General features: G+C 68.2%; 18 protein-coding genes. 11 read left to right on the forward strand and 7 right to left on the reverse strand.

The genetic code is table 11. The features are described from left to right. Window positions 1-59 precede the first annotated feature (59 nt). Complete coding sequence (locus tag BMW26_RS14655) at window positions 60-740, reverse strand: ArsR family transcriptional regulator (RefSeq protein WP_053097728.1); 681 nt, start codon at window positions 738-740, stop codon at window positions 60-62. 100 nt (window positions 741-840) lie between these two features. Between BMW26_RS14655 and radA the strand changes: the two genes are divergently transcribed. After that, on the forward strand, window positions 841-2,208 hold the full coding sequence (gene radA, locus BMW26_RS14660) for a DNA repair protein RadA (RefSeq protein WP_053097729.1): 1,368 nt from the start codon (window positions 841-843) through the stop codon (window positions 2,206-2,208). A gap of 397 nt (window positions 2,209-2,605) precedes the next feature. Here the strand turns inward: radA and BMW26_RS14665 are convergent, their stop codons facing one another. The 4 genes from BMW26_RS14665 to BMW26_RS14680 form a co-directional block, all read right to left on the reverse strand. Continuing rightward, a complete protein-coding gene (locus BMW26_RS14665; RefSeq protein WP_053097730.1) occupies window positions 2,606-3,016 on the reverse strand; it encodes a hypothetical protein in 411 nt (136 codons plus the stop codon). A gap of 279 nt (window positions 3,017-3,295) precedes the next feature. Continuing rightward, window positions 3,296-3,955, reverse strand: coding sequence for a hypothetical protein (locus tag BMW26_RS14670; RefSeq protein ID WP_072591878.1), 660 nt, complete (start codon window positions 3,953-3,955; stop codon window positions 3,296-3,298). A 9-nt stretch (window positions 3,956-3,964) separates the two neighbouring features. Then, window positions 3,965-4,468 carry an amino-acid N-acetyltransferase gene (locus BMW26_RS14675; RefSeq protein ID WP_042539928.1) on the reverse strand — a complete coding sequence of 168 codons (504 nt, stop codon included), beginning with the start codon at window positions 4,466-4,468 and terminating at the stop codon, window positions 3,965-3,967. 124 nt (window positions 4,469-4,592) lie between these two features. Continuing rightward, window positions 4,593-7,118, reverse strand: a complete 2,526-nt coding sequence (locus BMW26_RS14680) for an ATP-dependent Clp protease ATP-binding subunit (RefSeq protein ID WP_053097733.1) — start codon at window positions 7,116-7,118, stop codon at window positions 4,593-4,595. Between the two features lie 226 nt (window positions 7,119-7,344). Between BMW26_RS14680 and BMW26_RS14685 the strand changes: the two genes are divergently transcribed. The 5 genes from BMW26_RS14685 to BMW26_RS14705 all read left to right on the forward strand — a co-directional run bounded on the left by BMW26_RS14685 (window position 7,345) and on the right by BMW26_RS14705 (window position 10,882). Next, window positions 7,345-7,965 (forward strand): DUF2975 domain-containing protein, encoded by a 621-nt coding sequence (locus tag BMW26_RS14685; RefSeq protein ID WP_053097734.1) that lies wholly within the window; start codon window positions 7,345-7,347, stop codon window positions 7,963-7,965. A gap of 2 nt (window positions 7,966-7,967) precedes the next feature. Next, window positions 7,968-8,603: a hypothetical protein gene (locus BMW26_RS14690; RefSeq protein WP_157557447.1), complete on the forward strand. Its 636-nt coding sequence runs from the start codon at window positions 7,968-7,970 to the stop codon at window positions 8,601-8,603. Next, entirely contained in the window at window positions 8,600-8,830 is a 231-nt protein-coding gene (locus BMW26_RS14695) for a helix-turn-helix domain-containing protein (RefSeq protein ID WP_053097736.1), read from the forward strand. The genes BMW26_RS14690 and BMW26_RS14695 overlap by 4 nt, the downstream gene beginning before the upstream one ends. Before the next feature lie 141 nt (window positions 8,831-8,971). Continuing rightward, complete coding sequence (locus BMW26_RS14700; RefSeq protein ID WP_053097737.1) at window positions 8,972-9,310, forward strand: hypothetical protein; 339 nt, start codon at window positions 8,972-8,974, stop codon at window positions 9,308-9,310. 144 nt (window positions 9,311-9,454) lie between these two features. Next, a complete protein-coding gene (locus BMW26_RS14705) occupies window positions 9,455-10,882 on the forward strand; it encodes a dicarboxylate/amino acid:cation symporter (protein WP_072591880.1) in 1,428 nt (475 codons plus the stop codon). A 63-nt stretch (window positions 10,883-10,945) separates the two neighbouring features. Here BMW26_RS14705 and BMW26_RS14710 read toward each other — a convergent pair whose 3' ends face one another. Together BMW26_RS14710 and BMW26_RS14715 are read right to left on the reverse strand one after the other, a co-directional pair. After that, entirely contained in the window at window positions 10,946-12,676 is a 1,731-nt protein-coding gene (locus BMW26_RS14710; RefSeq protein ID WP_072591881.1) for a cation:proton antiporter, read from the reverse strand. 75 nt (window positions 12,677-12,751) lie between these two features. Further along, on the reverse strand, window positions 12,752-13,036 hold the full coding sequence (locus BMW26_RS14715) for a MerR family transcriptional regulator (protein WP_053097740.1): 285 nt from the start codon (window positions 13,034-13,036) through the stop codon (window positions 12,752-12,754). A gap of 123 nt (window positions 13,037-13,159) precedes the next feature. Here BMW26_RS14715 and BMW26_RS14720 point away from each other — a divergent pair, with 123 nt between their 5' ends. The 5 genes from BMW26_RS14720 to BMW26_RS14740 all read left to right on the forward strand — a co-directional run bounded on the left by BMW26_RS14720 (window position 13,160) and on the right by BMW26_RS14740 (window position 16,657). Then, complete coding sequence (locus BMW26_RS14720; RefSeq protein WP_053097741.1) at window positions 13,160-13,582, forward strand: Hsp20/alpha crystallin family protein; 423 nt, start codon at window positions 13,160-13,162, stop codon at window positions 13,580-13,582. Between the two features lie 64 nt (window positions 13,583-13,646). After that, a complete protein-coding gene (locus tag BMW26_RS14725) occupies window positions 13,647-13,883 on the forward strand; it encodes a DUF2795 domain-containing protein (protein WP_072591882.1) in 237 nt (78 codons plus the stop codon). 63 nt (window positions 13,884-13,946) lie between these two features. After that, window positions 13,947-14,987: an LLM class flavin-dependent oxidoreductase gene (locus tag BMW26_RS14730; protein ID WP_157538247.1), complete on the forward strand. Its 1,041-nt coding sequence runs from the start codon at window positions 13,947-13,949 to the stop codon at window positions 14,985-14,987. Window positions 14,988-15,295: 308 nt separating this feature from the next. After that, window positions 15,296-16,216 (forward strand): hypothetical protein, encoded by a 921-nt coding sequence (locus tag BMW26_RS14735; RefSeq protein ID WP_072591883.1) that lies wholly within the window; start codon window positions 15,296-15,298, stop codon window positions 16,214-16,216. Window positions 16,217-16,447: 231 nt separating this feature from the next. Next, complete coding sequence (locus BMW26_RS14740) at window positions 16,448-16,657, forward strand: hypothetical protein (RefSeq protein WP_053099248.1); 210 nt, start codon at window positions 16,448-16,450, stop codon at window positions 16,655-16,657. The last annotated feature ends 91 nt before the right edge of the window (window positions 16,658-16,748 follow it).

Raw genomic sequence — 16,748 nt, forward strand, 5'->3', positions numbered from 1 at the left:
CTAACGACGGGCCTGCCGCCCCCGATGGGCCGCCGACCGTGAATAAGGCAGATGCGCGCCTAGGCGGCGGACATCTCCGTCAGACGCAGCTGCACGGTGCAGTCCGCCGGCAGGGCGGAGGTGCGAACGGCCTCGGCGGCGAGCGGCCCACCGGCTTCGGTGAGCACCCCCTGCATGAGGCCGAGGTGCACGGAGCACAGCATCGGACGGTCTTCGGCGCGACCCGCGGCATGGGGGCACGGGCTGAGATCGACGGTGAGCTGCTCGTCATCGACGACGGGCTCGAAGCCGCTCTCCTCCAAGTGTTCGATCAGGGCGTCCAGCTGGTAGGTCGCATCGCGACCGAGAGAGGATGCCGACGCAGGCAGGACCCGACGCAGCAGATCGCCGCGGACGGCGGCCGCCTTCGCCTTGTCGCGGGCTATGGGACTCGAGGCATCCGCCGCACCGGTCACTGCGCTGTACAGCGTGCGCGGACGACCGCGAGTGGTGCGGCGCTCACTGGCCTGGATGACGTAGCCGCCTTCGATGAGGCGCTGCAGGTGCTCGCGAACCGTGTTGGGATGCAGGCCGGTGGCCTCGCACAGCTCGCCGATCGTGCGCTCCCCGCGGGTCCGCACGGGTCCGCCGTCGTGCTCGGCGTCGCCATCGATGCGGGGGCCGCCTTCGAACAGCGCGTGCAGGATCTGCACTCGCGAGAAGGTCGAGATCGGCCCGCAGACGGGCCCGCCGTTGGCCATGGATCCAGTATCCCGCGGGGGCTCGGCGCCATGGGGTGGTTCGGCCGTGAATAATGCCCCAGGCGATAGGGATGTCTGATCTCGGCGATAGCCTGGCTGCATGGCCACCCGAAAACCCGCCCCTCCTGCGTACGTCTGCACCGAATGCGGGTGGACGACCGCCAAGTGGGTGGGTCGCTGCGCCGAGTGCCAGCAGTGGGGAACCGTGCAGGAGCAGGGCACCCAGACGGGCATCCTGAGCCGGATCACGCCGCTCGCGCCGACCGCGGCGAAGGCCGCGCGACCCATCACGCAGATCACCACCGAAGACGCTCCACGTCGCACGAGCGGGGTCGGCGAGTTCGACCGCGTGCTCGGCGGGGGCATCGTTCCCGGCGCGGCGATCCTGCTCAGCGGAGAACCCGGTGTGGGCAAGTCGACGCTGCTGCTCGAGGTCGCCGCTCAAGCCGCCCGCTCCGGCCGTCGGGTGCTCTATGCGAGCGCCGAGGAGTCTCCGGCGCAGGTGCGCCTGCGCGCCGAGCGCACAGGCGCGCTGCACGACGAGCTCTACCTGGCGAGCGAGACCGACCTCGCGACGATCCTCGGCCACATCGACGAGGTCGCCCCGCAGCTCGTGATCGTCGACTCGGTGCAGACCGTCTCGTCGTCGCTCATCGACGGCGCGGCCGGTCAGCCGAGCCAGGTCCGAGAAGTGGCGGCCACGCTGATCCGCGTCGCGAAGGACCGCGGGCTGCCCGTCATCCTCGTCGGGCACGTGACGAAAGACGGCACCGTCGCCGGGCCGCGCGTGCTCGAGCATCTCGTCGACGTCGTCTGCCACTTCGAGGGCGACCGTCAGACATCGCTGCGTTTCATCCGCGCGCTGAAGAACCGCTTCGGTCCCACCGACGAGGTCGGCTGCTTCGAGATGACGGGTGCGGGCATCTCCGAGGTGCCCGACCCGTCCGGTCTCTTCCTCTCGCAGGGTGCCACCGAGCCGGGAACCTGCGTCGCGATCTCGCTCGAGGGCCGCAGGGCGCTGCCGGTCGAGGTGCAGGCGCTGACGATCACCACCACCGCGCCGAATCCCCGTCGAGTGGTGCACGGACTCGACTCGTCGCGTGTGGCGATGGTGCTCGCGATCCTCGAACGCCGCGCCGGCATCAAGACGAGCAACCTCGACGTCTACGTCTCGACCGTCGGCGGGGTGCGTTTCACCGAGCCTGCGGCCGACCTCGCGATCGCGATCGCCGTGGCGGGGTCGATCCAGCAGATCTCGGTGCCTCGCACGGTCGCCGCCGTCGGAGAGCTCAGCCTCGCCGGCGAGATCCGCCCCGTCACCCAGTCGGCGCAGCGTCGGTCCGAGGCGTCGCGGCTCGGCTACGACCAGGTGGTCGACGACCGCTCGAAGACGCTGCGTGCGGCGCTCAACGACGTGCGTGCGCGGAACACGAGCAGGCGCAGCGAAGCCGACATCCCTCCGTTCTGAGCCGGCGGCGATGAGCGCCTGTCCCGCGCTCAGCCGGGTCGAACACCGTCAAGCAGGGCCACTTCCGCACCGCACCGCAAGCGGGGCCAGTTCCGCACCGCACCGTCAAGCGGGGCCACTTCCGCACCGCACCGCACCGCACCGCGGGGCCATTTCCCCACCGCACCGTCAAGCGGGGCCACTTCCGCACCACACCGCCAAGCGGGGCCACTTCCGCACCACACCACCAAGCGGGGCCACTTCCGCACCCCAAACGGGCGATCAGCATGCGAAAGCGACCCCGCAGAGATCATCCAGGGCGAAAGTCACCCCGCACAGATCATCCGATGCGAAAGTGACCCGGCACGGACCGCGGGGCCTGCGCCGGTCGCGAGAGCACGCGAGCTCGCACCGGTACTCAGGCGTCGAGGGCCTTGAGCAGCTCTTCGGGCGAGGCCTGCATCGGGTGCGGTCCCGCGATGTCGAGGAACACCGTGGTGATCGGGTGCGCGCCGAGGAACTTCCGCAGCCACTCAGCGCTGTAGATGCCGACCCCCGGCGGGAGGTTCGCCGGCTTGTTCTTGGCATCGCTGAACAGCAGCAGCGCCAGATCGCCCGAGTTGGGGTCGCGATAGGTCCAGACCTCGCCACTGTCGAGAGGATTGTCGCGGGCGCCGGGCTTCACGAGCGGCACGACGGTGGTGCCGTGGCGCAGTGCGAGAGCGACCGCCGCGATGTCCTGCTTCTCCAACGCCTGGGCGAGGGCATCCGACCGGAAATCCTCAGGTGCGGGCTTGCTCTTCGCGGATTTCGACTTCTTCGCTGCCATGCATCCAGCATATTCAGCGGATGCCGCAGCGCGGTCCGAAACCGAGCCGGGAGAAGAAAGGGGCCCTCTCGAGTCATCCATTGGGGACTGGGGTACTCGAGAGGGCCCACGGACCCTCGGGCGGCATGTCGAAGCGCTGGGGACGCTGTGCTCGACGCCACTGGGGATGGCATGCGCCGCAAGTCTGCGAGGGTCACTCCAATGGTATCCCAAAGAAACAGCAGTGTCACCCGAAACTGAGTGCAGGACTGTATTCAAGACCTTTGGCTAGTTTTTACCTCAATAGAGGAGGATCTGCTTCGTCGTCGTGCCCTTGAAGCCGCCGATCTCGACAGCGACGTGATACGACGCTCCGCCGCCGGGAGCTCGCGGCCGATTCTCGTCCGCGCAGGTCTCGACGCTCGACCGCGTGCGGTCCCAGGTGACCGGCACCTTGCTCGTCACGGTCGCGCCGGCGGTGAGCGTGGCGACCATGCTGCTCGGGTTCTCCTGGCAGTCGGTCGACGTCCACCAGACATCGGTGCCGCTCGAAACCGTCATCCGCTGAGTCGTTGACCCCACATCGATCGCGCAGTCGGTCGACCCGCGGTTCGTCAGCGATATCGACAGCTGCGGCAGCACCCCGGGATCGTACGAATCGGCATCCGTCACGGCAGCCACCTCGACGTCCGTGGCCTCGCACGCGACGATCCCGGGCGTCTCATCGGCCGACGGCTCAGGAGACGGCGACTCGGCTGCGGGTGGCTCGGAGGTCGTGGCATCCGGCGACGGGGATCCCGAGGCCGAGGCACTCGGCGAGGGCGTCGCCTCGGCGGCGCTGGCCCACGGGCGTGCCAGGAGCAGCCACACCGCGGCACCGATGACGGCGACGAGCAGGATCGCCGCGACGAGGGTCACCAATCGTCGGCGACGATAGACGGCGGCGGAGTGGCGAGGCATTGATTCAGGTTAGTTGAGGCTCTTCAGCATCCTGGTGTTGCCGAGCGTGTTCGGCTTGACATGCGCGAGATCGAGGAACTCCTCGACACCTGCGTCGCCGCTGCGCAGCAGCTGAGAGTAGACGTCGGGGTCGACGACCTGTTCGCCGATGATCGAGTATCCGCGGCGACCGAAGAAGTCGACCTCGAAGGTCAGGCAGAACAGTCGGCTGAGCCCGAGCTCGCGAGCCTGCTCTTCGAGCGCGCCGACGATCGCGCCGCCGACGCCGTGGTGCAGCCAGTCCCCGCGGACCATGAGGGTGCGCACCTCGCCGAGGTCCTCCCAGAAGACGTGCAGCGCACCGCATCCGATCAGCTCGCCGTCGGCTTCGGCCACGACGAACTCCTGCACGGCGCCGTAGAGCACAGCGAGATCCTTGCCGAGCAGGATGCGCTGCTCGACCATCGGCTGCAGGAGGTTCCGGATGCCGATGATGTCGGCGCTGCGCGCAGGCCGGACGATGTACTCGCTCACACCGTCAAGCCTAGAACCCCTCCCCTCCCCAGACCCTGAGCGAGCCCGGAATGCCGGAGTGCTGGAGTCCCCCGTACACGCAGAAGGGGCGGATGCCGCAGCATCCGCCCCTTCTGTGATCAGGTCACTCCCCGCTGGCGACCGCCAGGTCGGGGGTGCCGGAGATCGCTCCACCGGTGTTGACGCCGACCGCGACCTTCTCGCCACGGGGACCGTGCTCGAAGAGGAACTCGCCGTCCTTGGCGTCGACCTTCACGTGGTCGCCGGGGTTCAGCTCGCCGTGCAGGATCTTCTCGGACAGACGGTCCTCGACCTCGTGCTGCATCGCGCGACGCAGCGGACGGGCACCGAGCGCCGGGTCGAACCCGATCTCGATGAGACGCTCCTTGGCGGCCTGCGAGAGCTCGATCGTCATGTCGCGGTCGAGCAGACGCTCGCCGAGGCGCTTCGTGAACAGATCGACGATCTGCACCAGCTCTTCCTTCGACAGCTGCGGGAACACGATGATGTCGTCGACACGGTTGAGGAACTCGGGCTTGAAGTTGCGCTTGAGCTCTTCGTTGACCTTGCCCTTCATCCGCTCGTAGTTCGTCGAGTTGACGCCCTCGATCTGGAATCCGACCGGACCACCGGCGATGTCACGCGCACCGAGGTTGGTGGTCATGATGATGACGGTGTTCTTGAAGTCGATCACGCGGCCCTGACCATCGGTCAGGCGACCCTCTTCGAGGATCTGCAGCAGCGAGTTGAAGATGTCCGGGTGGGCCTTCTCGATCTCGTCGAACAGCACCACGCTGAACGGCTTGCGGCGCACCTTCTCGGTGAGCTGGCCACCCTCTTCGAATCCGACGAACCCGGGAGGGGCACCGAACAGACGCGAGACGGTGTGCTTCTCACCGAACTCGCTCATGTCGAGCGAGATGAGAGCCGCTTCGTCGTCGAACAGGAACTCGGCGAGCGCCTTGGCGAGCTCGGTCTTTCCGACACCCGTGGGGCCGGCGAAGATGAACGAGCCCGAGGGACGCTTCGGGTCCTTGAGGCCGGCGCGCTGACGGCGGATCGTCTTGGAGAGCGCCGCGATGGCCTCTTCCTGACCGATGACGCGCTGGTGCAGCGCCTTCTCCATGAAGACGAGTCGCGAGGACTCCTCTTCCGTCAGCTTGAAGACCGGGATGCCGGTGGCCTGTGCGAGCACCTCGGCGATCAGACCCTCGTCGACGACCGCAGCGGTCGCGACGTCACCCGAACGCCACTGCTTCTCGAGGCGCAGGCGCTCGGCGAGGAGGCTCTTCTCCTCGTCGCGCAGCGATGCGGCCTTCTCGAAGTCCTGGTCCTCGGACGCGACTTCCTTCTGCTCGCGGACCTTGGCGATCTTCTCGTCGAATTCGCGCAGCTCGGGCGGGCTCGACAGGATGCTGAGGCGCAGGCGTGCGCCGGCCTCGTCGATCAGGTCGATGGCCTTGTCGGGCAGGAAGCGGTCCGACACGTAGCGGTCGGCGAGGTTCGATGCCGCGACGATCGCGCCGTCGGTGATCTGCACCTTGTGGTGCGCCTCGTACCGGTCGCGCAGCCCCTTGAGGATGTTGATCGTGTGAGGGAGGCTCGGCTCGTTCACCTGGATCGACTGGAAGCGGCGCTCGAGAGCGGCATCCTTCTCGAAGTGCTTGCGGTACTCGTCGAGGGTGGTGGCGCCGATGGTCTGGAGCTCGCCACGAGCGAGGAGCGGCTTGAGGATGCTGGCCGCGTCGATCGCGCCCTCGGCGGCACCCGCACCCACGAGGGTGTGGATCTCGTCGATGAAGACGATGATGTCGCCGCGCGTGCGGATCTCCTTGGTGACCTTCTTGAGACGCTCTTCGAAGTCACCGCGGTAGCGGGAACCGGCGATGAGCGAGCCGAGGTCGAGCGAGTAGAGCTGCTTGTCCTTCAGCGTCTCGGGCACATCGCCCTTGACGATCGCCTGAGCGAGGCCCTCGACGACGGCGGTCTTGCCGACGCCGGGCTCGCCGATCAGGACGGGGTTGTTCTTGGAGCGGCGAGACAGGATCTGCATGACCCGCTCGATCTCCTTCTCGCGCCCGATGACCGGGTCGAGCTTGTTGTCGCGCGCGGCCTGCGTGAGGTTGCGGCCGAACTGGTCGAGCACCTGCGAGCCGCCCTGGGCGCTCGGAGTGTCGTTCGACTGCGCGCCGACGGCTGCCGGCTCGCGTCCGGGGGCACCCGAGAGCAGCTGGATGACCTGCTGGCGGACCTTGTTCAGGTCGGCGCCGAGCTTGACGAGGACCTGGGCTGCGACACCCTCGCCCTCGCGGATGAGGCCGAGCAGGATGTGCTCGGTTCCGATGTAGTTGTGACCGAGCTGCAGGGCCTCGCGGAGGCTGAGCTCGAGCACCTTCTTGGCGCGCGGCGTGAACGGGATGTGACCGGTGGGCTGCTGCTGGCCCTGACCGATGATGTCCTGCACCTGCTCGCGGACGGCGTCAAGGGAGATGCCGAGGCTTTCGAGCGCCTTGGCTGCGACACCCTCACCCTCGTGGATGAGGCCGAGCAGGATGTGCTCAGTGCCGATGTAGTTGTGGTTGAGCATCTTCGCCTCTTCTTGGGCGAGGACGACCACTCGACGGGCTCGGTCCGTGAATCTCTCGAACATGCTGTGACTCCTTATTCGCACGTGTTGTTCGACACTGGCGAAGACGCGTGAAGCGCTTGTACATCGAGAGTAACCACCGTGCGCAGGCAGTATGCCCGTGTTCGCCGTCGGCATAGTGCCGTGACCGCCGGTGACGCGTCTCCTGGACCACCGGGGTTGACGGACTTATCGACAGTCGTTATGTTAACGATTATCGGTAATAACGACTCTCGATAAGGAGTGGACGATGACCTCGACGAAGGACCGCACGATCTCTCGCGGCGATTCCGGAGCCCTGATCGGCTTCTGCATCGCAGGAGCACTGATCGCCGCCTACATCACGGTGTTCTCGATCATCCGCATCATCGAACTGGCTCGCGGGGTCGACGTGCCCGTGCTGGTCGAGTTCGTCGGCTCGACGGCGCCTGTCGAGCTGCCCCTCAGCACCGGCGACTCCATCACGGTCGGTCTCGACAGTGCGATCATCACCGCCCCGCAGCTTCCGGCGATCGCCGCCGTGCCCGGCATCATCGGGCAGGTCGCGCAGATCCTCACGATCGTCCTCGTCATCGGATGCCTGATCCTGCTGGCGCGGAGCGTGCTGACCGGCCGCGTCTTCAGCCGCCGCAACACCGCTCTCGTCGCGACCGCCGGGATCGCCGGCCTGGTCGGGTTCGCCACCGTGCGCTTCTTCGACAACATGCTGGCCAACGCGACGGTCGCCAGGATCACCGACAACGGGGTGGACAACGCCGTGATCAGCGTCGAGCCGTTCACGTTCGTCCTCGGGGCGTTCGTCATCGCCCTCATCAGCACGGTCTTCGTGATCGGCGACCGGCTGCAGCGCGACACGGACGGGCTCGTCTGATGATGAGCACGACCACCGCGACACGTTCGCAGACCGCGGATGCGATCACCGTGATCCTCTTCGGCGCAGCCGCTCTGGTCGTGACCGCGATCAGCACCGTCCTCCGCGTGCTTGGAACCTTCCGAGATCAAGGTATCGCGTGGTCCATTCCGATCGACGAGCAGCCGATCGACGCGACCGTCGGCTCAGGATCCGCGTCGGTCGAGGGGATCGCTCGGGAGGCGATGGTGTTCGCCACCGGGGTGGACGCCGCTTCGACCGCAGCGATCATCGGCTCTCTCGTCCTCTGGGCGCTCGCCCCGCTGATCGTCATCGTCGGCGTGATGCTCGTCGCCTGGAACTTCCTCCGCGGACGCTTCTTCGTGCGGAGCAACGCACGGGCCTTCGACGCGATCGGCTGGACCCTCGTGCTCGCTCCGATGTTCATCGTGCTGCTCGAGAAACTGGGGCTGAACGGGGTGTCCGCCGCGGTGGGCATCGGCTCGGGCGAGCCGGTGCATCCGATCGAGTTCTGGTCCATCGTCCCGATCTTCGCGACCGGCGTCGCGGTGGGCCTCATCGCAGCAGCGTTCCGTCAGGGCATCCGCCTGCAGCGCACGAACGCGGCCCTCGAGGATGAGACTCGGGGTCTCGTATGAGCCCGGCGGAGAACGACGACGAGCTCACCGGCATCCACTGCCGACTCGACGAGCTGCTCGCCGAGCGAGGGATGACGCTGACCGAGCTGAGCGCACGCGTCGGGGTGAGCATCGTCAACCTGTCGGTGCTCAAGAACGACCGCGCGCGGGCGATTCGGTACTCGACCCTGCGCGCGATCTGCGACGCGCTCGACTGCGAGGTCGGCGACCTGCTGGTGCTCGCGTAGGGGGGACCGCGATGCGCGGCTCCGGTTCCGATGACCGCCCTTGGTGACGGACGTGGATGACGGCCGCGGGACAGCATCACGGACGGCACGCTCAGCGCAACCCCTTCTATGAATCTCCTGTGGGTCGATAGCGTTGACGGCATGAAGCTCAACGACCGGAACCTGCGCACACCCTCCCGCATCCTCATGGCTCTGCCCATCGCCGCACTCGCCTTCTCGCTGGCCGCCTGCGGAGGAACGTCCCGCCCCGCGGTCGACGACGTCGCCGACGGCATCCAGAAGGTCTACGAAGAGCAGGGACTCGGTGATGTCGTGACGGACGACGTCGCGACCTGCTTCGCCGACGCCCTCGTCGACTCCGACCTGAGCAACGAGACCCTCACCTACATCGCCAACGGCGAGGACAAGCAGTCCAGCGAAGAGGACAAGGCACTCACCACGCAGATCCTCACCGACAACCTGGAGAAGTGCGCGGGCTGACCCCCGCCGGGCCGACCCCGAAGGATGACGGATGCTGCGGCATCCGTCATCCTTCGTCATCTCCGCCTCCGGTCGCGGGCGCGGCTCCTAGCGTGGACGGATAGCGCGCACACGGCGCGCACCGATTCTGGAGTCCCCGATCCAATGAGCACCACCGTCCGCGCCACGAAGGCGCCAGACACCCGCGGTCCCGTCCGGAAGCTGCTGACGTCGTTCGGCTTCCAGATCCTCGCCGCACTCGTCCTCGGCATCGCCGCCGGCCTGATCGCCCGTCAGCTCGGAGCGACCGGCGACGAGCCGAACGGCCTCTCGGCCACCCTCGACACGATCGGCAGCTCGTACGTCACGCTGCTGCGCACGGCCGTCGTGCCGCTGATCTTCACCGCGATCGTGGCGAGCATCTCGAACCTGCGGCGGGTGCAGAACGCCGCACGCCTGGCCGGCCAGACGCTGCTGTGGTTCGCGATCACCGCGTTCATCGCCGTGAGCATCGGCATCGTGCTCGGACTCGTGATCCAGCCCGGGTCGCGCGCCGGCGACGACCTCGCCCCGAGCGCGCCCTACACCGTGGGCACCTGGTGGAACTTCCTGCTCGGTCTGATCCCGCAGAACTTCCTCGGCCTCAGCGTCAGCACCAACCCCGGCGCGACCGAGGGCACGTTCTCCTCGAGCGTCAACTTCAACATCCTGCAGGTCATCGTGATCGCGGTCGCCGTCGGCATCGCGGCGCTCAAGGCCGGCAAGAAGGCCGAGCCCTTCCTCGCGTTCACGGAGTCGCTGCTCAAGGTCATCCAGCGCGTGCTGTGGTGGATCATCCGCATCGCCCCCATCGGCACCTTCGGCCTGATCGGCGCCGCAGTCGTCGAGTACGGCTGGGAGAAGCTCGCCTCGCTCGGCTGGTTCGCGATCGCCGTGTACATCGGTCTCGCTCTGGTGCTCTTCGTCGTCTACCCGGTGCTCGTGAAGACCAACGGCCTGTCGATCAGGCAGTACTTCTCGGGCGTCTGGCCCGCCGTGCAGCTGGCGTTCGTCAGCCGCTCGTCGATCGGCACCCTGCCCCTCACCGAGCGCGTGACCGAGCGCAACCTCGGCGTTCCCCGCTCGTACGCCTCCTTCGCCGTGCCGTTCGGCGCGACCACCAAGATGGACGGCTGCGCCGCCATCTATCCGGCCATCGCCGCGATCTTCGTCGCGCAGTTCTTCGGCATCGAACTCACCCTCGTGCAGTACCTGCTGATCGTGCTCGTCTCGGTCGTCGGCTCGGCGGCCACCGCGGGCACCACGGGAGCGACCGTGATGCTCACCCTGACGCTGTCGACGCTCGGCCTGCCGCTCGAGGGCGTCGGCCTGCTGCTCGCGATCGACCCGATCCTCGACATGGGCCGCACCGCGGTCAACGTCGCGGGCCAGGCGCTCGTGCCCACCATCGTCGCCAAGCGCGAGGGGATCCTCGACGAGGAGCTCTACAACGCGCCCCGCGAGGGCCTGCCGTTCGCCGACGACTCGGCCGACGACGACGCACCCGAGGAGGATGCCGCGGCATCCGAGACCGAGCCGGCCAGCACCCGCTGACCTCTCTCCGTCACCGCCCGAGCGCCTCGTCCCTTCCGGGGCGGGGCGCTCGTCCGTCTCCCGCTATGCGCGACCCTGCTGGCGGGTGGCACCGCGGGTGTCGAGCGCGAGCTCCTCGGCATCCATCGCCGTCATCAGCTCGCGCATGAGCTCTTCATCGAGGTTGCCCGCGTCCCTCTCCGCGAGAAGGATGTCGCGGCGCACCTGCAGCCATCCCCGGCTCAGGGCAGCCAGGTCGTCGAAGGACGGGCGAGCTGCGGCATCCTCGACCTGCTGCGCGTCGTCGGTGTCCTTCTCGACGCGGGTCATGCGCTTCGTGAACGCATCGAACACTCCCAGGTCGACCTCGCCGTACTTGGCCTCCCACTCGACGCGCTTCTCGGCCAGGAACGCCTTGCCGGCCTCTCGGCTCTTCTCCCGCACCGCGGCGAGCGCACGCTGGTCGTCGTCGTGATCGACGTCTCCCTCGATCCCGAGGCGGCGGATCAGCATCGGCAGCGTGAGCCCCTGCAGCAGCAGCGTGCCCACGGTCACCACGAACGCCACCACGACGATCGCGTGCGAGGCCTCCTCGTCGAGCGTCGCGAGATCGGCGGCCGCGAGAGCGATCGCGAGCGTCACGACGCCGCGCATACCGGCCCATGAGATCACCGCGCTGTCCTTCCAGGTCAGCTGCAGCCCGGCCATCTGGTCGCGCACGATGTGCGTGCGCAGCTCGTCGGCCGTGAACTGCCCCCACCGCCGGGACTTCTCATGACGTTTCTCGAACTCCCCGCTCTCGACGCCGCGATCCCAGCGCTGAAGGCGCTTGCGGTCCTGGAAGTTCGCCCACGCGCTCGTCGGATAGATGTACAGCGGACGCACCACGAGCACGACCAGCAGCACGATGCCCGACAGCACGAGGATCTGCTCGACGGACTCGCTGCCGAGGTCGCGGAGCACCCGGGGGAACTGCAGACCGATGTACGCGAAGACGAAGCTCTCGAGCAGCAGATCGGCCGACAGCCAGAGCGGCTTCTCCTGCTGGCGGGTCGTGTAGTCGGTGCGAGGCGAGTTGTATCCGACGTACAGGCCCATCGCGACGACCGCGAGCACTCCGGAACCCAGCAGGTGCTCGGCGATCGCATAGGCGCCGAACGGTGCGAGCAGGCCGAAGGTCCCGATCACGACCGCATCGTTGATCCTCATGCGGAGCTGATGCAGCAGGATGCCGAAGACGAGTCCGATCGCGACACCCACGGCGACGGCCAGCAGGAACTGCCCCACGCCGCCCCACACCGACACGGTCGCGCCCGCGAGGATCGCCGCGAACACGCGGTACAGCGTCAACGAGGTCGCATCGTTGATCAGACTCTCGCCCGAGAGCACCGTCATGATGCGGCGCGGCAGACCGAGCTTGCGGCCGATCGCGGCGGCCGACACCGCATCCGGCGGCGCCACGATCGCGCCGAGCAGCAGGGCGCCCGGCAGGGTCAGCGACGGCATGATCCACCAGGCCACGAACCCCACCGCGAGCGCCGTGAGCAGCACGAGCCAGATGCCGAGCCGGCGGATCTGCGGGAGGCTGCGCTTGAAGCCGACGAACGAGACGTCCAGGGCCGCCGAATAGAGCAGCGGCGGCAGCACGAGGTTCAGCAGCAGATGGCCGTCGATCTCGACATCCGGCACGAAGGGCAGGAAGGATGCCGCGAGCGCCACGACAGTGACGAGGAGCGGCGCCGGCCAGCCGCGCCATCGGGCGATCGCGGCCACCACGACAGCACCGACGAGCACGTAGAAGATCTCGGCATCCATGCCCCTAAAGTACTGCCCTCCCGCGTCGGTCGCGGGGCGCAGCCGCGTCGGTCACGGGGCGCAGCGGGCCGCGGATCAGGGGCGATCGTCGGCGAGCTCGTCGCGGAGGCCGGCGTTCTCGTCCTCCAGATCGAGCACGCGACGGATGCCGACGATGTTGATGCCCTCGACGCGGAGCCCGGTCACCCGGCGGATGCGCTCGAGGTCGTCATCGCTGTAGCGGCGCGTGCCGCCCTCGCTGCGCGCGGGCGTGACCAGCCCCTTCGCCTCGAAGAGTCGGAGGCTGGCCTCGGGGACCCCGCTGAGCTGCGCGGCGACGGCGATGCCGTAGACCGGCATGCTCGGATCACGATCACCCATGGGCACCTCCCTCTCGACGCACTTGCATTCTATCTCGCGTTGTTCTATAAAAAATCTATAGCAACGATTGCAGATAATCTGCACCGGAGAACGCCCGCTCGGGCCACACGAAAGGAGACACTCATGGCCATGTCCTTCGATCCGTTCAGTCAGCTCGACCGCTTCGCTGCGAGCGTGCTGGACTCCGTCCGCGCACCGCGTCTCATGCCGGTGGACCTCTACCGCGACGGCGACAGGTACATCCTGCACGCCGACCTCCCCGGCATCGATCCGGGCTCGATCGACGTCGACCTCGACGGCGGACAGCTCACGATCCGCGCGCAGCGCACGGCCGACGGTCGCGAAGGCGTCCGCTGGCTCGCACGCGAACGCGGCGCGGGCTCGTTCCTCCGCCAGTTCTCGCTCGGCGACGGCGTCGACCTCGACGCGATCAGCGCCTCGTACGAGAGCGGCGTGCTCTCGGTGATCATCCCGGTCAGCGAGCGCGCGAAGCCCCGCAAGATCGAGGTCGAGTCGAGCGACAACCGACAGTCGATCACCGCCTGACCCTTCGGTGGGCCGGGGCGCACACCCCGGCCCACCCCGCTCTCCCTTCGGAAAGGACGATCCCATGCGCCCCTCTTCTGCTCTCGACCGGTTCCTCCGCGGCATGGAGTACCCGGCGACACGAGACGACCTGCTCCGCGAAGCAGCCCGCGACGGCCTCGGCCCCGATGACCGAACGGCCCTCGCCCAGCTTCCCGAGCAGAGCTTCAGCGCCGCCTGGCACATCCGCTATCACCTCACGCGACGCGCGCTCACCGAGGAGTTCGCGCCCTCGGCATCCGCAGGTCTCGTCGCTGTCTGAGACGCACCGGCGACGATGGGGCGGACGGGAATGCCCCGCCCGCCCCCGCCGTTGCATTCGGGGATGACTTCCACCGCGCTCTCCGTCCTCGACCTCGTCCCGGTTCGCACCGGCCAGACCAGTGCCGAGGCGATCTCCTCCTCCCTCGATCTCGCCGCGACCGCCGACCGGCTCGGCTACCGCCGCTACTGGTTCGCCGAGCACCACAACATGCCGGCCGTGGCATCCACCACTCCTCCGGTGCTGATCGCCGCCGCCGCGATGCGCACGACGCAGATCCGTCTCGGATCCGGCGGAGTGATGCTCCCCAACCATGCACCGCTCATCGTCGCCGAGCAGTTCGCCGCCCTCGAGGCCATCGCGCCCGGACGCATCGACCTCGGCCTCGGTCGCGCCCCCGGCAGCGACCCCGTCATCACCCAGCTGCTGCGTGGATCGGGCACGACCAGCGACGTCGAGCAGTTCCCGCGCAACGTGCAGGACATCGCCGCACTCATCTCGGGCGAGGGCGCCACCGTGCGCTTCACCTCGGGTGGCGAGTACACGGTGCACGCGACCCCGGCCGCCACCGGAAGCCCCGAGGTGTGGTTGCTCGGATCGAGCGACTACTCGGCGCAGCTCGCGGCATCCCACGGCCTGCCCTACGTCTTCGCCAACCACTTCTCGGGACAGGGCCTCGAGCGCGCGCTCGACCTCTACCGCACCGGCTACCAGCCGAGCGAAGAGCACCCCGAGCCGCGGACGTTCCTCACGGTCAACGTCGTCGCCGCGCCGACGCAGGAAGAGGCCGAGGCGCGCGCCCTTCCGCAGCTGCGCATGATGTCGCGCCTGCGCCTCAACAAGCCGCTCATCGCACTCGAGACCGTCGAAGAGGCCCTCGCCGCAGAATCGGATGCCGCGACCGACCAGGTCGTCGAAGCCGCCCGCTCGCGCTGGTTCGTCGGCACCGGCGAGTCGGTCGCCGCCGAGGTGCGCGCGTTCGCCGAGAAGTACGGCGTCGACGAGGTCATGCTGTCGCCCGTCGCCGGTGCATACGAGTCCGAGCCTCGTGACGCCGCCGCCGGCCGCGCCCAGACGCTCGAGCTCATCGCCGCCGCCCTGTAGGCGCCGCGGGCGCCGCTCGCGCTTGTCGCCGCGCGCGCTCGCGCACGCGAGCGGGGCCACTTCCGCATCCCGCCGCCAGGCGGGGCCACTTGTGCATCCGAAACGCCGGTTTCAGATGCAGAAGTGGCCCCGCTCGCGGCACCCGATGCAGAACTGGCCCCGCTCGCGGCACCGGATACAGAAGTGGCCCCGCCCCACGCCGGAAGAACGCGGCGCTCAATCTGTCCACAGGCGCGACTTGTCCACATCTCTCGGGATCTCGCGGTCATCAGGCCCGGAAGACGCATCCGACCAGCGAGCCTGATGGGATGCGCCATCGGATACTCCTGCCCGACGAACTCGGGCACCATTTCTCCGTGCGGCAGGCCGCGGCCGCCGGTGTCGGTCGGGGTCGCGCATCCGCGCGCGATCTCGACAGGCCCTTCCGCGGGGTGCGTTCGGTCACGGCTGCGGAGACACCACTCGATCGCGTCGTCGCCCTCGCGCCCCTCCTGCACCGTGGTCAGCTCATCGGCGGGGAGACGGCGATGCGGGTGTGGGGGTATCCGCATCCCGGCATCTGGAACGTCGAGACAGCGATTTTCGTGGTCGTGACGACGGGTTCGGCGCGCGTCCGCAGCCGCGGCGTCACCGGCCGACGCCTGGCAGAGGGACGGGCCCATCCCTGGCGAATCGGTGGAATTCCGGTCGTCGATCCGGCCGCGGCTCTGTTCATGTGCGCCGCGACGATGACCGACGACCATGTGGTCATCGCCCTCGACGCAGTGCTGAGCACGGCCGACAACTATCCCGGGCTGCGTCAGGGGCGCCCTCCCCTGACAGAGACCGACATCGAACAGCGCCTGCAGGCCTGGGGCCGCTTCCCCGGCTCTCGACGAGTCCGTGACGCGCTGTCCCGTGCGCGCGAAGGAGTGGAATCGCCCAAGGAGACCGAGACGCGGTTGCTCATCGTCGCGGGAGGTCTTCCTGAACCCGTCGTGCAGTACGAGATCCACGAGAACGGACTCCTCATCGCGCGCAGCGACATGGCCTATCCCGACCTCAGGATCTCGATCGAGTACGAGGGCGACGGCCACCGCACGAGTCGCGATCAGTGGCGCCGCGACATCCAGCGGCAGCGAGATCTCGAGGACCTCGGCTGGATCGTCATCCGCGTGACTCAGCTCGACCTGGACGACGGGCGACCGCTGATGGACCGCATCCGTCGCGCGATGGCATCCCGTCGCTGACGCTCGCACATCTCTGCGTCCCGCCCCACCCCTCCCACGCCCGCAGGCGGGGCCATTTCCGCATCCGGCGTCCAGGCGGGGCCAGTTCCGCATCCGGATCATCCGTTTGCGATGCACAACTGGCCCCGCATCGCCGGCGCCATGTGGCGAAAGCCGCCAAGACTCCGCGTCAGGGGCTGGTATTCCGGTGCGCCGGGGCGTAGGGTCACCCGCAACGGAAGGGGTTCGATGATGAGCACTACCAAGACCCTGGCCCTCTGGGTGGCGTACGGCACGAACGGCGTCGTCGGCAGCATCCGACATGACGACGAGGGATACACCGTCGTCATGGCCGGATCCGATGCGGCGACAGGCACGTACCCGACCTTGGAATCGGCGAAGGGCGCGTTGCATTCGCACATGCTGCCGGGCAGCGGTTGGCCGATGTTCCGCGAGCACTGACTTTCGAACGGGGAAACAAGGGGCAGAGGGGCGGCGCGGTCGCGGGGCATCCCCGCGACCGTCGTACGCTGACTGCATGCGAATCACCACT

This window comes from Microbacterium sp. 1.5R, assembly GCF_001889265.1.
GTDB lineage: Bacteria > Actinomycetota > Actinomycetes > Actinomycetales > Microbacteriaceae > Microbacterium.

Coding starts and splice junctions, on each gene's coding strand:
- BMW26_RS14655 (WP_053097728.1), bottom strand. CDS start 740: ATGGCCAACGGCGGGCCCGTCTGCGGGCCGATCTCGACCTTCTCGCGA.
- radA (WP_053097729.1), top strand. CDS start 841: ATGGCCACCCGAAAACCCGCCCCTCCTGCGTACGTCTGCACCGAATGC.
- BMW26_RS14665 (WP_053097730.1), bottom strand. CDS start 3,016: ATGGCAGCGAAGAAGTCGAAATCCGCGAAGAGCAAGCCCGCACCTGAG.
- BMW26_RS14670 (WP_072591878.1), bottom strand. CDS start 3,955: ATGCCTCGCCACTCCGCCGCCGTCTATCGTCGCCGACGATTGGTGACC.
- BMW26_RS14680 (WP_053097733.1), bottom strand. CDS start 7,118: ATGTTCGAGAGATTCACGGACCGAGCCCGTCGAGTGGTCGTCCTCGCC.
- BMW26_RS14685 (WP_053097734.1), top strand. CDS start 7,345: ATGACCTCGACGAAGGACCGCACGATCTCTCGCGGCGATTCCGGAGCC.
- BMW26_RS14690 (WP_157557447.1), top strand. CDS start 7,968: ATGAGCACGACCACCGCGACACGTTCGCAGACCGCGGATGCGATCACC.
- BMW26_RS14695 (WP_053097736.1), top strand. CDS start 8,600: ATGAGCCCGGCGGAGAACGACGACGAGCTCACCGGCATCCACTGCCGA.
- BMW26_RS14700 (WP_053097737.1), top strand. CDS start 8,972: ATGAAGCTCAACGACCGGAACCTGCGCACACCCTCCCGCATCCTCATG.
- BMW26_RS14705 (WP_072591880.1), top strand. CDS start 9,455: ATGAGCACCACCGTCCGCGCCACGAAGGCGCCAGACACCCGCGGTCCC.
- BMW26_RS14710 (WP_072591881.1), bottom strand. CDS start 12,676: ATGGATGCCGAGATCTTCTACGTGCTCGTCGGTGCTGTCGTGGTGGCC.
- BMW26_RS14715 (WP_053097740.1), bottom strand. CDS start 13,036: ATGGGTGATCGTGATCCGAGCATGCCGGTCTACGGCATCGCCGTCGCC.
- BMW26_RS14720 (WP_053097741.1), top strand. CDS start 13,160: ATGGCCATGTCCTTCGATCCGTTCAGTCAGCTCGACCGCTTCGCTGCG.
- BMW26_RS14725 (WP_072591882.1), top strand. CDS start 13,647: ATGCGCCCCTCTTCTGCTCTCGACCGGTTCCTCCGCGGCATGGAGTAC.
- BMW26_RS14730 (WP_157538247.1), top strand. CDS start 13,947: ATGACTTCCACCGCGCTCTCCGTCCTCGACCTCGTCCCGGTTCGCACC.
- BMW26_RS14735 (WP_072591883.1), top strand. CDS start 15,296: ATGCGCCATCGGATACTCCTGCCCGACGAACTCGGGCACCATTTCTCC.
- BMW26_RS14740 (WP_053099248.1), top strand. CDS start 16,448: ATGAGCACTACCAAGACCCTGGCCCTCTGGGTGGCGTACGGCACGAAC.